Origin of the sequence: Bradyrhizobium sp. WSM471 (assembly GCF_000244915.1) — a bacterium.
Taxonomy (GTDB): Bacteria; Pseudomonadota; Alphaproteobacteria; order Rhizobiales; family Xanthobacteraceae; genus Bradyrhizobium.
The window spans coordinates 5,913,201-5,931,851 of record NZ_CM001442.1; the positions used below are offsets into that span (position 1 = coordinate 5,913,201).

General features: G+C 64.5%; 14 protein-coding genes. 5 read left to right on the forward strand and 9 right to left on the reverse strand.

The features are described from left to right. Positions 1–4: 4 nt before the first annotated feature. The 6 genes from msrA to BRA471DRAFT_RS26930 all read right to left on the reverse strand — a co-directional run bounded on the left by msrA (position 5) and on the right by BRA471DRAFT_RS26930 (position 5,134). Entirely contained in the window at positions 5–520 is a 516-nt protein-coding gene (msrA, locus tag BRA471DRAFT_RS26905) for a peptide-methionine (S)-S-oxide reductase MsrA (RefSeq protein WP_007613028.1), read from the reverse strand. A 172-nt stretch (positions 521–692) separates the two neighbouring features. Further along, the gene (locus tag BRA471DRAFT_RS26910) at positions 693–1,115 is read right to left on the reverse strand and encodes an OsmC family protein (RefSeq protein WP_007613030.1); all 423 of its coding nucleotides are present in this window, start codon (positions 1,113–1,115) and stop codon (positions 693–695) included. 111 nt (positions 1,116–1,226) lie between these two features. Then, positions 1,227–2,075: an enoyl-CoA hydratase/isomerase family protein gene (locus BRA471DRAFT_RS26915; RefSeq protein ID WP_007613033.1), complete on the reverse strand. Its 849-nt coding sequence runs from the start codon at positions 2,073–2,075 to the stop codon at positions 1,227–1,229. 62 nt (positions 2,076–2,137) lie between these two features. Beyond that, complete coding sequence (locus BRA471DRAFT_RS26920; RefSeq protein WP_007613036.1) at positions 2,138–3,451, reverse strand: epoxide hydrolase family protein; 1,314 nt, start codon at positions 3,449–3,451, stop codon at positions 2,138–2,140. 264 nt (positions 3,452–3,715) lie between these two features. Beyond that, entirely contained in the window at positions 3,716–4,429 is a 714-nt protein-coding gene (locus BRA471DRAFT_RS26925) for a VOC family protein (protein WP_007613037.1), read from the reverse strand. 33 nt (positions 4,430–4,462) lie between these two features. Beyond that, positions 4,463–5,134: a sensor histidine kinase gene (locus BRA471DRAFT_RS26930; RefSeq protein WP_007613045.1), complete on the reverse strand. Its 672-nt coding sequence runs from the start codon at positions 5,132–5,134 to the stop codon at positions 4,463–4,465. Positions 5,135–5,464: 330 nt separating this feature from the next. Between BRA471DRAFT_RS26930 and BRA471DRAFT_RS26935 the strand changes: the two genes are divergently transcribed. Further along, complete coding sequence (locus tag BRA471DRAFT_RS26935; RefSeq protein WP_007613046.1) at positions 5,465–8,308, forward strand: winged helix-turn-helix domain-containing protein; 2,844 nt, start codon at positions 5,465–5,467, stop codon at positions 8,306–8,308. 118 nt (positions 8,309–8,426) lie between these two features. Then, entirely contained in the window at positions 8,427–9,134 is a 708-nt protein-coding gene (locus BRA471DRAFT_RS26940; RefSeq protein ID WP_007613047.1) for a hypothetical protein, read from the forward strand. A 26-nt stretch (positions 9,135–9,160) separates the two neighbouring features. Here BRA471DRAFT_RS26940 and BRA471DRAFT_RS26945 read toward each other — a convergent pair whose 3' ends face one another. Further along, positions 9,161–12,043 (reverse strand): winged helix-turn-helix domain-containing protein, encoded by a 2,883-nt coding sequence (locus BRA471DRAFT_RS26945; protein WP_007613048.1) that lies wholly within the window; start codon positions 12,041–12,043, stop codon positions 9,161–9,163. A 355-nt stretch (positions 12,044–12,398) separates the two neighbouring features. Here BRA471DRAFT_RS26945 and BRA471DRAFT_RS26950 point away from each other — a divergent pair, with 355 nt between their 5' ends. Continuing rightward, entirely contained in the window at positions 12,399–13,382 is a 984-nt protein-coding gene (locus BRA471DRAFT_RS26950; RefSeq protein WP_007613050.1) for a helix-turn-helix domain-containing protein, read from the forward strand. A gap of 84 nt (positions 13,383–13,466) precedes the next feature. Here BRA471DRAFT_RS26950 and BRA471DRAFT_RS26955 read toward each other — a convergent pair whose 3' ends face one another. Continuing rightward, on the reverse strand, positions 13,467–15,788 hold the full coding sequence (locus tag BRA471DRAFT_RS26955) for a molybdopterin guanine dinucleotide-containing S/N-oxide reductase (RefSeq protein ID WP_007613052.1): 2,322 nt from the start codon (positions 15,786–15,788) through the stop codon (positions 13,467–13,469). A 343-nt stretch (positions 15,789–16,131) separates the two neighbouring features. Here BRA471DRAFT_RS26955 and BRA471DRAFT_RS26960 point away from each other — a divergent pair, with 343 nt between their 5' ends. Further along, positions 16,132–16,500, forward strand: a complete 369-nt coding sequence (locus BRA471DRAFT_RS26960; protein ID WP_007613054.1) for a RidA family protein — start codon at positions 16,132–16,134, stop codon at positions 16,498–16,500. Positions 16,501–16,525: 25 nt separating this feature from the next. Here the strand turns inward: BRA471DRAFT_RS26960 and BRA471DRAFT_RS26965 are convergent, their stop codons facing one another. Continuing rightward, positions 16,526–17,470 carry a LysR family transcriptional regulator gene (locus BRA471DRAFT_RS26965; protein WP_007613056.1) on the reverse strand — a complete coding sequence of 315 codons (945 nt, stop codon included), beginning with the start codon at positions 17,468–17,470 and terminating at the stop codon, positions 16,526–16,528. A gap of 232 nt (positions 17,471–17,702) precedes the next feature. Between BRA471DRAFT_RS26965 and BRA471DRAFT_RS26970 the strand changes: the two genes are divergently transcribed. Then, entirely contained in the window at positions 17,703–18,638 is a 936-nt protein-coding gene (locus BRA471DRAFT_RS26970) for an MBL fold metallo-hydrolase (RefSeq protein ID WP_007613058.1), read from the forward strand. Positions 18,639–18,651: the final 13 nt, after the last annotated feature.

Sequence of the window (18,651 nt, forward strand, 5' to 3'; positions counted from 1 at the left end):
TAGCCTAGCCTGCCGCTGCAGCCCCGCGCCGCGGCAGCTTCCAGTCGGGGCGGATGAAGTGGCAGGTGTACCCGTCAGGATAACGTTCGAGATAATCCTGATGCTCCGGCTCGGCTTCCCAGAACTCGCCCGCGGGCGCGACCTCGGTCACGACCTTGCCAGGCCAGAAACCGGAGGCCTCGACGTCTGCAATCGTATCCCTGGCGATCCGCTTCTGTTCGTCGCTGGTATAAAAGATCGCCGAGCGGTAACTCGTGCCCAAATCATTGCCCTGACGGTTGAGCGTGGTCGGATCGTGGATCTGGAAGAAGAATTCCAGCATGGTCCGAAAGCTGGTCTTGGCGGGATCGAAGGTGATCTCGATCGCTTCGGCGTGGCCTTCGTGATTGCGGTAGGTGGCATTCTTCACCGCGCCGCCGGTGTAGCCGACGCGGGTGGCGACCACGCCCGGCTGCTTGCGGATCAGATCCTGCATGCCCCAGAAGCAGCCTCCGGCCAGAATTGCGCGTTCCGTTGTCATATCTCCACTCCCGATTGATCCGTCTGTCCGTTCTGCATCCGTCGCATCCTATGCTTTTGGCGGCCGAGCCGAAAGCCGGGCATTTGTCCATCCAGTTCCTCTCATGGAGGCCAAAGCTTAGACGACCTCAGCTTCCCCAACCAGCACCAGATGGACTTAAATTGAGCGCGCCCTACATCAGCTTGGCGTCGAGCGTGATCTCGGCGTTGAGCACTTTCGACACCGGGCAGTTCTTCTCGGCCTCGCCGGCAATCCTGGCGAAACCTGCGTCGTCGAGGTTCGGCACCTTGGCACGCAACGTCAGCGCCGATTTGCTGATCTTGAAACCCTTGCCTTCCGGCTCGAGCGTGACCGCGGCTTCCGTCGAGAGTTCGTCCGGCGTGAAACCGGCGAGTTGCAGGCCGAAGGCCAGCGCCATGGTGAAACAGCCGGCATGGGCCGCAGCGATCAATTCCTCGGGATTGGTGCCCTTCTCGTTCTCGAAGCGGGTCTTGAAGGAATAAGGTGTTGCGGCGAGCACGCCGGATTCGCTCGATAACTGACCGGTACCATCGCGACCGGTGCCCTTCCAGACTGCTGTTGCCTTGCGGATCATCTCAATTCTCCTTGCTGATTTTTTTAGCACCGGCGCTCGATACCGGACGAAAGCGACATTGGCACGGCCGCCTCTTGCCGTTCCAACCGGCCGAGCGCCGCAGCGGTTCCGTTAGGCGCCAATCTGTCCGACGTGGAAGCCGAGCCGGTTCTCGACATCCCCGGCGCGATGGAAGCCGCGCGACATCAGCGCCTTGATGCGGGTCTGGCTCGCGGGGCGGCCAAGCGAAGCCAGGAACGCGTCCCATTCCGGTTTGATCTCGACATCCGGCGGCAGGCTCGCGACGTCGACGAGGCGCTTGGTCTCGGCAATCGCCTCCTTGTCGAAGGACGCGATGCGCATGGCCAGCGCCTCGACGAAGCCGTCGAGCTCGGCATCCGGCAACGACCGGTTCACATAGCCGTAACGTTCGGCGAGATCGCCGTGGATGTCGTCGGCGCCGAGCAGAACTTCGAGCGCACGGCCGCGGCCCATCAGGCGCGGCAATCGCGCCATCGGCCCGCCGCCGGGCACCAGGCCCGCACCGACCTCCCATTGCGACAGGATCGCCTTTTCGCGGCTGGCAAAGCGCATGTCGCTCGCGAGCGCCAGCTCGCTGCCGACGCCGGTCGCACGGCCCCTGATCGAGGCAATCGAAACGACCGGCGCGCGGCTGAGACGCACCAGCATGTCGGGCAGCGCCTGCAGGCCGGTCGGCCCGGGCGGGATACGAAGCGAATCCTCCAGCGGCGCGAGGAAGTCGTAGTGGGTAATGAAGAAGCCCTCGACGGCGCTGTCGAACACCACGACCTTCACCTCAGGATCGGTCTCGATCGCCGTGACGACGTCGTCGAGGAGCGGGAGCTGCTTGGGGCCGAAGATATTGACCGGGGGCATGTCGAAGGTGACACGCCAATAGGACGGCAGCCGACGTTCCAGGCGGATTTCGTTGGTCGTGAAGGTGCGTTCGGGGCGGTTCATGATTGGATTCCTGGTCTGTGGGGAAAGAGGGGAACGCGCGGAAGTGCGCGTCCCCGCAGGTCTCAGATCGACTGACGCAGCGGTCGGAAGGCGGCGCGCATTTCCGCGCAGAACAACGCTGGCTGCTCCCACGCCGCGAAATGGCCGCCCTTGTCGAGGCGGTTGTAATGCATCAGCTTCGGATAGGCCTTCTCGGTCCAGCTGCGCGGGGCGGCGTAGATCTCGTCCGGGAAGACGCTGACGGCGACCGGGATCTTGATGTGCTTGGGCTCGAAGAACACCAGCTTGTTCTCCCAGTACAGCCGCGCCGAGGACACCGCGGTGTTGGTGAGCCAATAGAGCGTGATGTTGTCGATTACGTCGTCGCGCGACAGCCCTTCCGTCTTGCCGTCGAACACCCGAGCAATCATCGCGGTGCTGCGCGCATCATGGTCGAGCATCCAGGACGCGAGGCCCGCCGGCGAATCCACCAGGCCATAGAGCGTCTGCGGCCGGTTCGACATCTCGATCGCGTAACCGAGACCGTGCTTGTAGAAGTCATCGAGCTGATCGTAGGCGTAACGCTCGTCGGCCGAGAGGTTCGACGGCCGCGATCCGCCGGGCTGAAGCGCCCTGGCGATGTCGTCCGGAACGGTCGCGGGCATGTTGGTGTGGATGCCGAGCAGCTCGGGCGGCGCGATCACGGCCATCTGTTCCGTCACGGCATTGCCCCAATCGCCGCCTTGCGCGACATAGCGGTTGTAGCCGAGCCGCTTCATCAGCACGGTCCAGGCGCGCGCGACGCGCTGAGGGTCCCAGCCCAGCTCCGTCGGCTTGCCGGAGAAGCCGTGACCGGGCAGCGAGGGGATCACGAGATCGAAGGCGTCCGCCGCCGTCGCGCCATGTGCGGTGGGGTCGGTGAGCGGGCCGACGATCTTCATCTGCTCGATGATCGAACCGGGCCAGCCATGCGTGACGATCATCGGCAGCGCGTTTTCGTGACGCGAGCGAACGTGAATAAAGTGGATGTCGACGCCGTCGATCTCGGTGACAAATTGCGGCAAGGCATTCAGCCGCGCCTCGATCTTGCGCCAGTCGTAGTCGTTCTGCCAGTAGTTCACGAGCTGCTGCACCGTCTTCAGCTGCACGCCCTGCGATTGATCGGCAACGATCTCACGATCCGGCCAGCGCGTCGCCGCGAGACGGCGGCGAAGTTCGAGCAGATCCTGCTCGGGCACGCTGACGTGGAACGGGCGAACCGCGCCACTCACGCCAGCCTTGGCGGAATGCAGCGGCAGCAAGCTCGATACGCCTGCGGCAACCGCGGTCATCGCGGCCTGGCCCAACAGTTGACGGCGGTCTGGATTGAGAATGTCGGTACGTGCTTGCGTGGTCATGTTCGATCTCCCTGATTTTGGTCGGTGACGCTGACCGAATTCGACATCAACGCCTCGGTTCGTCATGCAGAGAGATTGGCGCAGGCCTTGGCAATTTGCTCGTTATGGGTTGTTAGACCGCGTTAGCCGTTGCGAGCCGCGCAACACGGAGGCGAGCGATCGGCGATCCACGAAGCTCGCGGCCAAAGCAACACGGCACGCGATGAACTCATTCATCGCGCGCCGCGTCGACTTGCATCAGTCGGAGAATCCGTGCTGTCCCACTCAGGACGGCAGCGGCTGGCCCGCCTGCTCGCGGACGATATAATCGGCGTACCAATCGGCCCAGTTCTCATCGTGCCCGCCGGTCCGCTTTTCGTGCTCGCCATGGGCCGCCGCCGCGCGGCGCACTGCCGCGGCCAGCGCAGCCTGCGAAGCGAATGTCGTACCGTCGCCCGCGATCCGTCCCGGCAATCGCGTCGTGACCTCCTGGAACAGCCAGCCATTGCCGTCGGGATCGCTGAACGAGGCATATGAGCCGTAGCTGCCGCGCTTCGGATCAGCACCGCTGACCCGAACGCTGCCGGAGAGATAAGGCTCGTCGGTTCCCGCGTGAACATCGCCGGCGCCATGGAATGGCGCGCTGACCTCGATGCCGCGGTCGAGCAGATCCTTTCGCGCCGCCTCCAGATCGGAGACGATCAGGTAAAGGCCTCGCACCGAGCCCGGCGCTGCCGCGGTCACGTTCCTGCCGAAGATCACCGAGCAGGCCGAGCCTGGCGGCGTGAACTGGATCACGCGCCAATCATCGCCGGAGGCAAAATCGGCGTCCAGTCGCCAGCCGAGACGCGCGTAGAAGGCCTTGGCGCGATCGACATCGGACACGGGGATCACGATCACCTCGAGCCTCTGATCAACGCCACGCAATGTCGAACGCTCGTTCGCAGACTTGTTGGAAGGATTGGCCGCGGCGTCGCGGTCGATTTCGGTAGTGGCCATGTCGAACTCCCTGGGTTGGATCTAAGACGAACTTCAAGCAGCAGCGATCGGCATCACGATCGTTACGCGTGTGCCGTCTTCTCCCGCTTCGCCCTGCAGCCGGGCGTGAATGCTGCGTGCGAGTCCTTCGAGAATCCGGCTGCCGGTGCCCTGAAGCGGCCCGGTCGCGCCGATCCCGTTGTCTGTTACCGTGCAGAACCAGGCGCCATCGCGATTGGCCATGTCGATGCGGATCATTGCGTCATTCCTGTTCGGGAAGGCGTGCTTGGCCGCATTCGTCACCAGCTCCGTCAGCATCAGCGCAAGCCGGTGGCATTGCGACGCCGGCAGCGTGCCGTTCTCGATCGCCGCCTCGCAGCGGATGCCCGCTGGCTCCAGGACCGCCTCGGAAATCGCTCCGCACAGATTTTCGAAGAAGGCCGCCACCGGGATCGCCGTATGGTCGTCATTGTCGGACAGGAGTTGATAGAGCCTTCCGAAGGCGACGATCCGCCGCTCGAGCCGGTCCGCTGCAAGCGACACATCCCTGGTACCCGTTCGGGTGAAATCGCGGCGGACTGACGCACCGAGTATCGTCAGCGTGTTCTTCATCCGATGGTGGGATTCCCGCAGCACGAGCTCCCAGTCACGCGACTGATCGTCTAAACTGGCCACAAATTGAGATCGAACGACGTCGTCATTCGGCCGAGCATTGAAACCGGACATCGTAGCCTCCCCGTTGGAACTAACGCCAAACTCGGAACGGATACTGGATGCAGTTCGCGCGCATTGCTCGTTAGACGTTGCAAGATTCTGTTATGATGAGGGTACGACGACCGGACTCCGAGCCGTAAGCTTGGCCGTCAAGCACGCCGCCGGGTTGCCCGATCGCTTCGCAAGATGTTGGCGTTTAAGCCAATTTGATAGGGATCGCCGCGAGAGCCGGCCAATTGCCGGCGCCCCACGCGATTTCGCCACTTTCGGCCAGTTTACTCTGGGTTCCCTTCTGGTAGATCAAAGTGCAGAGTTCAGCTCTTTCACTGGAATGATTGGCCCGTGCCGGACACTAACGACCAGGATTCGGCCATTGCTTTCGGGCCATTCCGGCTGTTCGCAAAGACGCGGCTGCTCGAGAAGGACGGCGCCCCGGTTTACCTCGGCGGCCGTGCGCTCGACATTCTCGTTTTTCTCGCCGAGCGCGCCGGCGAGGTCGTGGACAAGCGTGAGTTGATCCGGCGGGTCTGGTCCGACGTGAATGTGGACGAAGGCAGCCTGCGCTTTCACATCACGACGCTGCGCAAGGCCTTGGGCGATGCGGGCGAGGGCTCCCGCTACGTCGTCAACGTCCCCGGACGGGGTTATTGCTTCACGGCCGCGCTGCTCCGGGCAGCCCCATCGGAGAACCGGACCAGCCTGCCCGTTGCTGGGCCGCGCTCGCTGCCCTCGCCGCTTTCGAAGATGATCGGGCGGGACGATGCGGTCGCGAAAATCTCCGCCGAGCTTGCGCAACATCGCTTCGTCACGATCGTCGGCCCCGGCGGGATCGGCAAGACTTCGGTCGCACTGGCCGTCGCGCATCGCGAGTTCCAGGCCTTCGACGGCCATGTGTGTTTTGTCGATTTCGGCGCACTGAGGGAGACCCGGCTCGTTGCGGGAACGATTGCGGCCGCGTTGGGCCTGACCGTCAATTCCGACGATCCGATGCCGGGGTTGCTGACGTTCCTGCGCAACCGGCGGATGCTGCTGGTCTTCGACAGCTGCGAGCACATCCTCGACGATCTCGCCCCTCTCGCCGAGCGTATCGTCCGGGAAGCGGGCGGGCTGCATATTCTCGCCACCAGCCGCGAATCCTTCCGCGCCGAAGGTGAGCGTGTCCATCGGCTGTTTCCACTGGATTGCCCGCCACAGCGCGACGGACTCGGCATCGCCGACATCCTTGCCTATCCCGCAACTCAGCTCTTCGTGGAACGCATTGCAGAGAGCCTCAGCGAGTTCGAGCTCAGCGAAGAGGATGCGCCGCTCGTGGCCGACATCTGCCGTCGGCTCGACGGCATCGCGCTCGCGATCGAACTCGCGGCGGGGCGTGTGAACGCCTATGGCATTGCCGGGACCGCGTCTCTGCTCGACAGCCGTTTCTCCCTGCTCTGGCGCGGGCGGCGCACCGCTGTCCCGCGGCACCACACCCTGAGTGCGGCGCTCGCCTGGAGCTATGATTTGCTGCCGCCAACCGAAAGCGCAACGCTGCGCGGATTGTCGGCGTTCGTCGGGCCGTTCACGCTGGAAGCCGCGCTTGCGGTTGCATCCTGTCAGGGCATCGGCGAGGCAGAAGCCGCCGAGGCGATCTCCAATCTACTTTCCAAATCGCTGATCGCGACCTCGCCTGCGGAGCGGCGGCTGCGCTATCGCCTGCTCGACACCACACGTGCCTTCGTCGCGGACAAGCTCGTCGAGAACGGCGACGCTGACCGCGTCGCACGCGCCCACGCCGAATATTTCCGCGACTTCCTGCGCGACATCGCCGTCAAATCCACGGGCATGCAGACGGCGGGCGGCTTCCTTCCCTATGCCGACCACCTGCCCAATGTCCGGGCCGCGCTGACCTGGAGCTTTTCAGATGGCGGGGACCGAACGATCGGCGTGGATCTGGCGGCATCAGCGGCGCAATTCTTTCTCGAGCTGACATTGCTGACGGAATGCTACCGCTGGACCCAACAGGCGCTGGCGTCCCTCGACGCGAGCGCGGTGGATGGCCGCAATGAAATGATCTTGCAGGCGGCGCTCGGCGTCTCCGCGATGTTCACGCAGGGCAATACCGAAGCGGTCCGCTCGGCATTCACGCGCAGTCTCCAGCTCGCCCAGGAGCTCCAGGATCTGCACTGGCAGCTCTGGCTGCTGCGCGGACTACACATCTACCTCACCAGGGTCGGGGATTTTCACGGAGCGCTCGGAACCGGCGAACAGGGCGAGAGCGTCGCGCGGAAGCTGAACGATCCTGCCAGCACGCTGAACGTCGAATGGATGCTGGGCGTGGCGCATCATTTGATCGGCAACCAGGACAAGGCGGTGCAGCTCTGCGAGAGCGCGATGTTGCATAATCCCGGCTCGCAGCGGCTGAATATCGGGCATCTCGGCTATGACGACCGCATCGTCGCACTGGTGGCGCTGGCGCGCGGGCTTTGGCTCACCGGCCGGCCCGATCGTGCGATCGAGGCGTCCCGATACACCATTCGCGAAGCCGAGCTGCTCGAACAGCCGCTCACTCTCGGTATTTCCTTGATCTGGACCATCTACGTGTTCCTCTGGGTCGGCGACTTGGCCAATGCGGAAATCCTGATCGAGCGACTGATCGATCATTCCGCGCGGCACTTCCTCGGGCCCTATCATGCGGTCGGCATCGGCCAGAAGGGTGAGCTGCTGCTTCGCCGCGGCGACGCCGCCGCCGGCATCGAGCATCTCCGCCGCAGCCAGGCTACGCTGTACGCGACGCGACACCGGATCATGACCACGGTGTTTGCGACCGCGCTCGCGGAGGGACTCGTGGCGCAGAGCCTGGCCGACGAAGCCTTGCAGACCATCAATGGTGCCATCGCGGAAATCCCCGCTCACGGCGAATCCTTCGACATGCCCGAGATGCTCAGGGTCAAGGGCGACATCCTCGCCCGGTCGGGCAATGCCGCGGAGGCCGAAAGCTCTTTCCGGAACTCGCTCGATCTGTCACGCCGCCAATGCGCGCTCGGCTGGGAGCTGCGGGGGGCCATCAGTCTCGGCCGGGTCTGGCGCCAGGCCGGAAAAGCCGGAGACGCACGCGCCCTGCTCGCCCCGCTGGTCGCGCGCTACCGGGAGGGCCTCCAGACCCGTGATCTCGTCGCGGCCAGGGAGCTCCTTGCGGCGCTGAATTGACAATATCTTCAACGGGATACCACAAGAATTTCCGCTCGCAACTCCTAACAAATTCTAACACGCCAAGCCGCATCCGCCCCGCCATGGTGGTGGCACTTCATGGTGGATATGGCGGGACATGGCGCTTCTTGACGATGTAATTGATGCCAGCGGCGGAATGGCCCGCTGGAATAGCTTGAGCCGGTTCACGCTTCACCTCTCCGTCGCCGGAACGCTGTTCTCCAGCACCGGACATGCCAGCGAATTCAAGGACGTGACGGCGGAGGGCTCGACCCGCACGCAGTCGGTCCGCTTCACCGGCATCACCGGAGGCGAACACTCCGGCTCTTTTCAGCCGGACGCGATCACGATCGAAAGCCTCGAGGGTGAGATCCTGCGGACCTGGCGCAATCCAAGCCTTGCGTTCACCGAGGCCGGTTCGCCCACGCTGGTGGACGAACTGCATCTCGTCTTCTTCTGCGGCGTCGCGATCTGGAATTATCTGACCAATCCATTCCTGCTCGCTCAGCCCGATGTCGTGGTGGAAGAACTGCCAACGTGGCAGGAGAACAACGAGTCATGGCGGAGGTTGCGGGCGCAGTTCCCGCCGGGCCTGATCACGCTCGCGCCCGAGCAGATCTTCTATTTCGACGACAACGCGTTGCAACGGCGGACCGATCACGATCTGTTCGGGATGAAGGTCGCGCATTACTCGTGGGCCCATGACAGCTTCGGCGGGATCGTGGTGCCGACGCTCCGACGCGCGCAGACGCTGCGGCCCGACGGAACCGTGGTCGCCAAGCCCGTGCTGATGGACGTCGAGATCTTTGACGCCGTCTTCGAGTAGCGGCACGCGCGATTCGCTTCGACTGGTCAGGTCGCCGGCTCGTTCAGAATGCCCCGTGCAGCAATGAGATCGGCGGTCTCGAACCCTTCCGAGAACCGGGCATAGGTTTGAGCGAGCTGTTCGAGCGGACTTTGCCCGCGCTGCCGGACTCGAAGCCGCGCCAGCGACATCTCGGTTCGCAGCCGCCAGGACAATGCGCCCTGCTGTTCGGCGAGCGAGATCGAGGCGACAAGATCTGCCTCGGCCGCGTCAAGATTGCCGCCATGGGCCTCCAGCTCTCCCCGCAGACGGAGCAGCTCGGGCATGTCGAAGGCGCCGCCTTCCTGCTCGACCCGCAGAATGGTTTCGTGAAGAACCTGAATGCCTTCCGCCAATCGTCCTAAGGTGACCAAACCTTGGGACAGATCCGCGGCGAACGCCGAGGCATAGAGCTCGTAGCGATCGGCGTGCAGGCGTGGAAGCGCACTCCGCATCAGGTCGACGCCGCCGGCGACCTCGCCCCGAGCGATCATGCTCTGCGCCCGAAAACCCGCAGCGACGGCTTCGTAGGGCACGAGTCCGTGCATGCTCGCATGCGCGGCCAGGCGATCGGTCATGGCCTCGACTGACGGCCAGTCGCCGAGCCAGCCGAACACCGAAGCGGACCAGCATAATGCGATACAATGCATGACCACGTCATGCGGCGCTGAAGCACCGACAAGCGGCCGGACGCATTCAAGCGCGCGATCGGGAAAGCCGCGCAGCCATAGCACACGCGCGAGCGGAATCTGTGGTGTGCGTGAATAGGCGAAATGCCCGGGTCGGGTCCCGCGGAGCGCAGCGTCGTCGCGCAGGCCCTGGTCGAGATGGGCTTGCGCCTCGGCCTGATCTCCGGCGAGGTGATATGACACGCCGAGCAGCGCTTTGCTCCCGGCGATGCCCGCGGTATCGCCGATGACGCGGGCAATCCGCTCGGCATGAAGCGCAGTCGGCACCAGATGCCGATAGCGACCGGTCCGGCGGTAGAACATGTTGAGCCGGGACAACAGCCTGAACGTGTTGGCGTGATCGGAAAGCGCTTCCGCTATTTCCAGCCCACGCCTGAGCGCCGCTTCGGCCTGCTCGCTGTTACGTTCGGTAAACATGAAGGCGTGACCGAGCGTCGACTGAAGTTCGAGCTCCCATGCGCCGCCCCGGTCGGCCTCGTCGAGCATTGCGAGTGCGCGATCGGACCAGATGCGCGCCTCGTTCAGCAAATTGAGTTCGACGAACAGCCTTGTGCAGCTGCCGGCGAGCGGCACGCGCAAGCTGGAGCCCTCGTCGTTGGCATAAGCCCATTGCAGCGCAGCGCGGGCATCGGCGAGCAGGCTCGTGCGTTCCTGCAATCGCGACGCATGATCGCTGCCCTCCTTGTCCTTCATGCCCGCTTCGAGCGTGCATTGAACATAGAGAGCGTGACGGTGCGCGATCTGCGCCAGCTGTCCGCCGTCGGCCAGTTTCTGCAGGGCATAGGCACGCGTTGCGTCGAGCAGGCGATAGCGCCGCGATGCGCCGTCCGGCTGGGTGGAAACCAGCGACTTCACCACGAGTTGCTCCAGCGCCTCGACGATCCGATCCTCCGGCATCTCCGCCCCGGCCGCGACTGCTATCGCGCCCTTCAACGTGAAGTGACCTGCGAAGACGGCGAGGCGCTGAAACACGATCCGCTCGCTCTCGCCGATCAGACCGAAACTCCAGTCGAGCGTGGCGCCGAGTGTCTGCTGCCGCGGCGGCGCCGTCCGCCACCCGCGCCATTCGAGCTGCAGCCGGTTGTCGAGCAGCGCCGCCATCTCGCGCAGTCCATAGAGACCGACACGTGCAGCAGCCAGCTCGATCGCCAGCGCGATGCCATCGAGCTTGCCGCAAATCCGGGCCAGAACTTCGGCATCCTCGTCGGTGATGTCGTCGCGATGCCCCGCCGCGACGGCCCGATCGACGAACAGGCGCACAGCGGGATAGGCCAGCACCTCGCCGGCACTGAGGCGGGTGCCCTGGGGCGGCCCCAGGAGCGAAACGAGCTCGAAAATCTGCTCGCCTTCCACCAGCAGCGACTCGCGGCTGGTTGCGAGGATGACGATGCCCGGCGCCTCCCGGTAGATGTTTTCAGCAAGACGCGCGACCTCTTCGATGACGTGCTCACAGCTGTCGAGCACGAGAAGCAATCGGCGGTCCCGCAGGAAATTGACGATGCTGGCCGAGGGATCATCGTGGTGCACGACGAGCCCCAACGCGGCAGCAACCGTGCTCGCGACCAGGGCCGCGTCCTTAAGCGGACCAAATTCGAGGAAATGGACGTTGCCGTCGAACCTATCGCACATCTCGTGCGCGAGCGCGGTCGCAACAGTGGTCTTGCCGATGCCGCCCGGTCCTCGCAGCGTGACGAAGCGATCGCGGAGCAAGCGCGCCGCCAACTCGGCCACAGCGTCCTCCCGCCCGACCATCCGGTCCAATCGGCGCGGCAGCGACGGTGGCGGCTCGGCCCTTCCAGGCGCAGGCGACGCCGGCGCAGCCACCTCCGCGCGCCCGCCACGCCGCACGGGCGCGACGAAGCAATAACCCCGGCCCGGAATGGTGGTGATGTAGCGGGCACCATCCTTTCCGTCGCCGAGCACCTTGCGCAGCTCCGCAACATGGACGCGCAGGCTGATCTCCTCGACGGAGAGCCCGGACCACGCATAGCCGAGAATCTCGTCCTTCGGGACCACTTCGCCGGCGCGACTGACCAGCAGGCGCAAAATATCCATCGCGCGGCTGCCGAGCCTGACCGGCAAGCCATCCTTCTCCAGCAGCCGCGACCGAAGCGAAAATGGCCCGAACGCGACGGTATCGAAATCGAGCATCGTCGCGGCCTCGCTGCCGCGGGGGCCGTGTCCCGCCGAGAGCTCGGTCACTTCTGACTCATCCTGACAGCTGCTCCATGGAAATGCGGCGTGACTATACCCGGCACTGGTGCGAGGTCCAGCGAGGGCACCGCACAGAACTCACACCGCCGCATCGATCTCCACGGGATGTTCTGCGCTCTCCCGAGTCGGGTCGGAGATGCGCAAATATCTGATAAAATTTGAAAAAAAGAGGCTTCCTGAGACGGGATGTCGCACCTGATGGGGTCCCACAAAAACTAACACATCCTAATCACCACTAACGAGCTTGCAGCGCAGCTCACCCCTATCCTCTCACCATGGAAAACGCGGGGCTTTGCGCGTTTGCTGGTCGCAAACAGCGGAGAAAGCCCGGAGAGGACGAACGATGTTGACCAATTTGCAGGCGGCTGATGCCTGGATTGAATTTCCGGGCGGCTCGGGGGGTTGCGAGATCCCCCAGGCAACACAGGCGATCATTCGGGAGCGTCAATGGCGTCAGATCGGTCCGCGCACGGGGGCGGCGGCCGAGGACATCGCGATCTCGCGATGGGAAGACCCACGGAGCACCTCGTCGCACCAGGCGACGACGCCTGAGGATCGGTATTTCGTCGGCATCGCACTGAAGGCCACGCGCGCGAAACTCACCCGGGATCGTCAGGTCATTTTCGACGGCACCATGCCCGCGGGCACACTGTATCTCACCGCGCCGTCGAATCCTGTCGCTGTGCAATTCCAGTCGCCATGCGCCTTCCTGCACTTCCACATATCCGCGGATCATTTTCCGGAGCAATCTTCGGCGACCGAAGGATTGAATGATCTCGTCCTGTTGCGCGACCCGCTCGCGGCCGAGCTTGGCAAGGCGCTGATCGAACTTGGCGACGCCGCGGACCGCGAGTTCACGCGCTGCATTGGCCAAACCCTTGCGATGCATCTGGCGCGCCTGGAATTGCCACGCGCCAGGGTCAATGCCTTGCCGAAATGGCGGCTGCGGCGGGTCGAGCAATATGTCGCCGATCATTTCCACCGCTGCATCAGCCTGTCCGAACTCGCCAAGGTCGCCGGCCTGTCCAGAATGCACTTTGCGGCGCAGTTCCGCGTCGCGACCGGTTACCGGCCCCGCGAATATCTGCTCAATCACCGGATCGAGCAGGCCAAGACGCTGCTGGCGACCACGGAACGGCCGCTGGCGGAGATTGCGCTTGCGGTCGGCTTCAGCACGCAGGCGCATTTTTCGACCGTCTTCAAGCGCATCAGCGACCAATCCCCGGCACGCTGGCGCCTCGCCAGCAAGGGCGAGCGGCGAGAGGTGCAAGCAGTGCCGCCGCGTCGTCCTTCTACGGAGAGGGGCTGGATCAGCGCAGCCGCATAAGCATCCGCTCGCGCCCTCATCCTCCCGGGCCTGCGAGCCACTCGGGGCCGCCCCTGCACCCCACACAGTGCGGCCCCTTTTTTTCTACACCGGATCGAAAGCTCGGATCGGCGGCAGATTGCCGGTGAACTTCTCGACCTCGACCGTCGTGAGCTGGCCGGTGCAGCCTTGCGCAAAGGACGAGGTGCCGACGTCGCGGGTGAGCACGTTCGGATTGCCGTGCACGCAGAGCGGCGCGTTGTCTTCGGGATCCATCGGATCGTACCATGCGCCGGTCGGAAGCTGGACCACGCCGGGCGCGATATCGTCGGTGACGTGGACCCCGGCGAGACAGGCGCCACGCGCGTTGAAGAGACGGATGATGTCGCCGTCCTTGATCCCGCGCGCGTCAGCATCCCGTGGGTTGATGCGCGCGACCTCGCGGCCGCGATGTTTGCTTTGAAGCGAATGGCCGCCGAAATCGAGCTGGCTATGCAGACGCGTGACCGGCTGGTTCGCGACCAGGAAGCACGGCGCCCCCGGCCTGGGCATGTCGGACTTCTCCAGCCAGACCGGATGGCCCGGACAATCCGCATCGCCATGACCCGCAATCTTGGCGGAGAATATTTCGATGCGACCGCTCGGCGTCGGCAAGGCGTGATTGACGGGATCGTCGCGGAAGCGGCGCAGCCGGCCACCGTCGTCGGGCTGCTGCGGCACCACCAGGCTGCCCCGCCGCCAGAACTCTTCGAAGCTCGGTGCCTCCAGGCCGCGCGCTTCGAGCGAAGCCCGGGTCGGCTCATAAAGATGTTCCAGCCACTGACGTGACGTGCGCCCCTCGGTAAAGGGTTCGCGCGCGCCGAGACGGTCGGCGAGATCGGCGAAGATCTCGTAGTCGTCGCGCGCGAGGCCGAACGGCTCGGCGATCCGGTGCATGGCGACCATCAGGGGATCGTTGCTGGAATAGCCGATGTCTTCGCGCTCGAGCGTCATCGTCGAGGGCAGCACGATGTCGGCATGCCGGGCCGTGGCAGTCCATGCCAGCTCGTGCACGACCAGCGTGTCGACTTTCGCAAACGCCTTGCGCAGGCGATTGATGTCCTGGTGGTGATGGAAGGGATTGCCGCCGGCCCAGTAGACGAGGCGGATATCCGGATAGATGCGCGTCTCGCCGTTGTAGCGATAGGTGCTACCGGGATTGAGCAGCATGTCGGCGATGCGCGCCACGGGAATGAAATCGCGGACAGCGTTGCGGCCCTGCCCCAGTGTCGGCCCCGGCACGTCGTTGACTCGGCGGCCATAATAGCCGATCGCCCCCAACGAATAGGCGTAGCCGCCGCCGGAGAGGCCGATCTGGCCGAGCGCTGCCGCCAGCACCATGCCCATCCACACCGGCTGCTCGCCATGCTCGGCGCGCTGGAGCGAATGAGAGACGGTGATGAGCGCACGCTTGCCGGCGAGCCGGCGCGCCAGCTTGCGGATCGTATCCGCGTCGATGCCGCAGATCGCGGCGGCCCATTCGGCGTGCTTGGGTTGGCCGTCGCTGTCACCGGTGAGATAGCGCAGGAAGACGGGCCATCCCTCGGTGTAGCGATCGAGAAACGCCTGATCGTGCAGGTTCTCCGCGACCAGCGTATGAACAATGCCGAGCATCAGCGCGGTGTCCGTGCCGGGCACGCACGTCATCCACTTCGCGCCGGCCTCGACGGGCAGGTCTTCGCGCAGAGGGCTCATCAGGATGAACTCGCAGCCGCGGCGGCGCGCAGCTTCCATCGCGCCGCGCTCGACATGCTTGCTGATCGAGCCGCCGGCGACCATCGAGTTCTTCAGCGCCATGCCGCCGAACGCCAGCACAATGTCGGTGTCGGCCGCGATCTGCTCCCAGGTGACGTTGCGCTTGGTGATGTCCTCGTAACCGCAGAGGATCTGCGGCAGCAGCACCGAGGACGCGCCGGAGGAATAGGAGTTCACCGAGCGCACGTAGCCGCCCAAGGCGATGTTGAGGAAGCGATGCACCTGGCTCTGGGCGTGGTGGAAGCGGCCCGCGCTTGACCAGCCATAGGAGCCGCCGAACACCGCGCCGGGGCCGCGCGTGTCACGGATGCGTGCCAGCTCGTCGCCGAGCAGATCGAGCGCCTTCTCCCAGCTCACGGAGACGAATTCGTCGCGGCCGCGGCGATGATCGGGACCAGGACCGCGTTCGAGCCAGCCGCGGCGGATCGCGGGTTGGGTGATGCGCGCCTGATGGCGCAGCGCGCCGGGAAAATTGTCGATGATGCGGTTCGGATCGGGATCGCCCGCATACGCCCTGACCTCGAGCCCGGCCTCGCCTTGACGTGCCGAGAACACACCCCAATGCGAGGTGTGCGGCTTGAAGCCGTCGGACAGGTCGAGGCCCGGGTCGGGGAAGCCAATCGTATCGTCCATCGTCGCATTCCTTGTTCCGGTTGCGGCACTGTCCCGGCCGCACCGATGTCATCCAGGTAGCAGTATAGCGATCCGCTCTTCGATGTCGTCGGGTCAGGGCCGGCGAAAATGCCGGGCGCTCGTGCAAGGGCAGCTTGACGAAGATTCGCGGGGACGACCGGTGGCGATTTTTCGACCAATTTGTGCTTTTATTGTCAACGTCTTAGCGGTCTGCATTCAGAGCCGCGCGGGCCGCCTTCCGGCAAGACTTTTCCGGCAAGACTTGGCGCGAGATCTCTTGCGACGACACTGACATTGAAATGTGCGATATCCCGGCCCGTCACTCAGCAACATCGGTCCCATCATGATCAAGCGCGTCTTGCCCTACGAAGGTCTGCTCCACGAAGTGGTCGAGCATCATGGCGTGCTTTACATCGGTGGAATCGTCCCCGAGGACACGAGCCTCGACATGTCCGGCCAGGCAAACGACGTCCTCGCGCAGTTAGGGCAGTTGCTCAAGACCCTCGGATCCGATCTGAGCAACGTCTTGCAAGTGACCATCTACATGACGAGCCTCAAGGAAAAGGCAGAGTTCAACGCGGCCTGGAAAGCGCATTTTGCAGACGCTCATCTGCCGGCGCGCGCCGCGATCGGCGTGGCCGATCTCGGTCCCGGTGTCAAACTCGAGATCACGGCCATCGCCGCTCGAGGATCATCAAGTCTGGATGCGTAACCTGGTGCGGTTGAGGCAAGTCGAATCAGGAGGCGGCCGCTTGGTACAGGCACTCACGTAACCAAGCATGAGCGCCGTCCTCCTGATTGCGCGGATGCCACAGCGCAACGATGCGTGCCGGCGGCAAATCGAGCGGCGGCGGCGTGAGATCGAGCTCGTGGGAAAATCGCATCAGAAAACGCCGCGGAAGAGTACATATGCAGTCGCTGTGGGCAAGGATGACCGGCGCCAGCGCATAGGTTTGAATCGAGACGGCGACTCGTCGGGAACGTCCGAGCGCAGCCAGCGCATCGTCGACGAGGCCTGAGAAGCCGCCGCCGTCGGCAGAGATCAGCAGATGATCGAGCGCACAAAAGCGATCAAGATCGAGCGCGCCGTTGCCGCGGGGATGACCCTTGCGCTGGGCGGAGAGGAAGCTGTCCTCGAAAAGCGGGCGCTGCATCAGATCGCCGTGTGCCCCATCAGCCCCCGTCACCAGAATGTCGATCTCGCCCCGCTCAAGACGATCGACGACGTCGCGCGTAGGATGGACAAAGGCCAGCCGCGCCCGTGCAGCCGTGGCGGTCAACCGCGCGACGAATCCGGGCGCCAGCGTCACGGCTGGATTCTCATGGATGGCAACGACAAAGGTGCGCTGGCTGCGGGCAGGGTCGAATACGGCCGGTCCCTCGACCATGCGACGGAGCTTGCCGAGCACGTCTGCCAGCTCCGCCTGCAGCTCCACCGCTCTCGTCGTCGGCACCACGCCGCGGCCCGCCGCCGCCGGCACGAACAACGGGTCGGCAAAGACCTGTCGCAGCCGGTTCAACCGAGCCGAGAGCGCCGGCTGGCCGATGTTCAGGCGCGACGCCGCACGCGTGACGTTCCGCTCGCGTAGCAGAGCCTCCAACGCGAGCAACAGGCCAAGGTCGATCTCGGCGAGATCGGTGTCGTCGGGCAGCCGACCTGGACCGTGTTCCGCATCCGGCATCGGTCCTCCTCCGTTCAAGGCACATGATCGCGGCCGGACGAGCCGCGATGAGAGAGGTAAAGCCAAAATGGCGGTCTGAAAAGCTCGGCTGACAGCCTTTCGATATCGACGCGGTCGATGGGACCTATCGAGCCCACGGCCCTCCTCGCGGCATGGTGCGCTTCGTACTTCACGGTCACGGCGGCGCCGGCAATCAGGCCGGCTCAGCCACGACCTGGAGTGGAGGACCTTGATGACGCAAGCGACGAAAACCTATCGCGTTGGCGATGCAGCCGTCACGCGGATCGATGAATTGCGGCTTGCCGCATTCAAGTTCGGCGCCCTCTATCCTGACGCCGAGCCGGATGCTCTTGAGCGCCATCGCGACCGGCTCGAGGCGGGCTCGTTCGATCCTGCGACCGGCACCTTCATTCAGAGCATCCACAGCTGGCTGGTCAAAACCCCGCACCACACGATTCTGATCGACACGGCAACCGGCAACGACAAGAACCGGCCCGACATCCCGCCGCTCCATCGTCTGAACGAGCCCTTCCTGGCGCGGCTGGCCGCGGCGGGCGTCACCCCGGAACAGGTGGACTACGTCCTGCTCACGCATGTCCATGCTGACCACGTCGGCTGGAACACGCGCCTGGTCGACCGTCGCTGGATTCCGACATTCCCGAATGCGACCTACGTCTTCTCCGGGATCGAGCAGGCATATGGCGAGCGCCTCGCGGCGGGCGCGGAGCCCACAGGGGCAGCCCGCCCAGACCCGGCGCTCGGCCCGGCGGCGCGCAAGCCGGCCGATCGCGTCTATGACGACAGTGTGCGGCCCGTGATCGAGGCCGGGCTTGCCCAGCTCATCTCCGTGAATGGTGAGGAGGTCCTCGACGGCGTCTCCTTCATTCCGACGCCCGGCCACAGTATCGATCACGCGTCGATCCGTCTCGTATCCCGCGGCCAGCAGGCGCTTTTTGCCGGCGACGTGATGCACCATCCGTTGCAGGTGTATGAGCCTTCGCTCAATTCCTGCTTCTGCGAATTCCCCGAGGCCGCCTTGCGCTCGCGCGCCAGCGTCCTGGAGGACGCAGCCGAGCGTGGCGCAACCGTCTTCACCACCCATTTCGCACAATCGTCCGTCGGACGCATCGACCGTCGCGGCGATCGCTTCGCCTGGCAATTCATCTGATCAAGGAGACCGA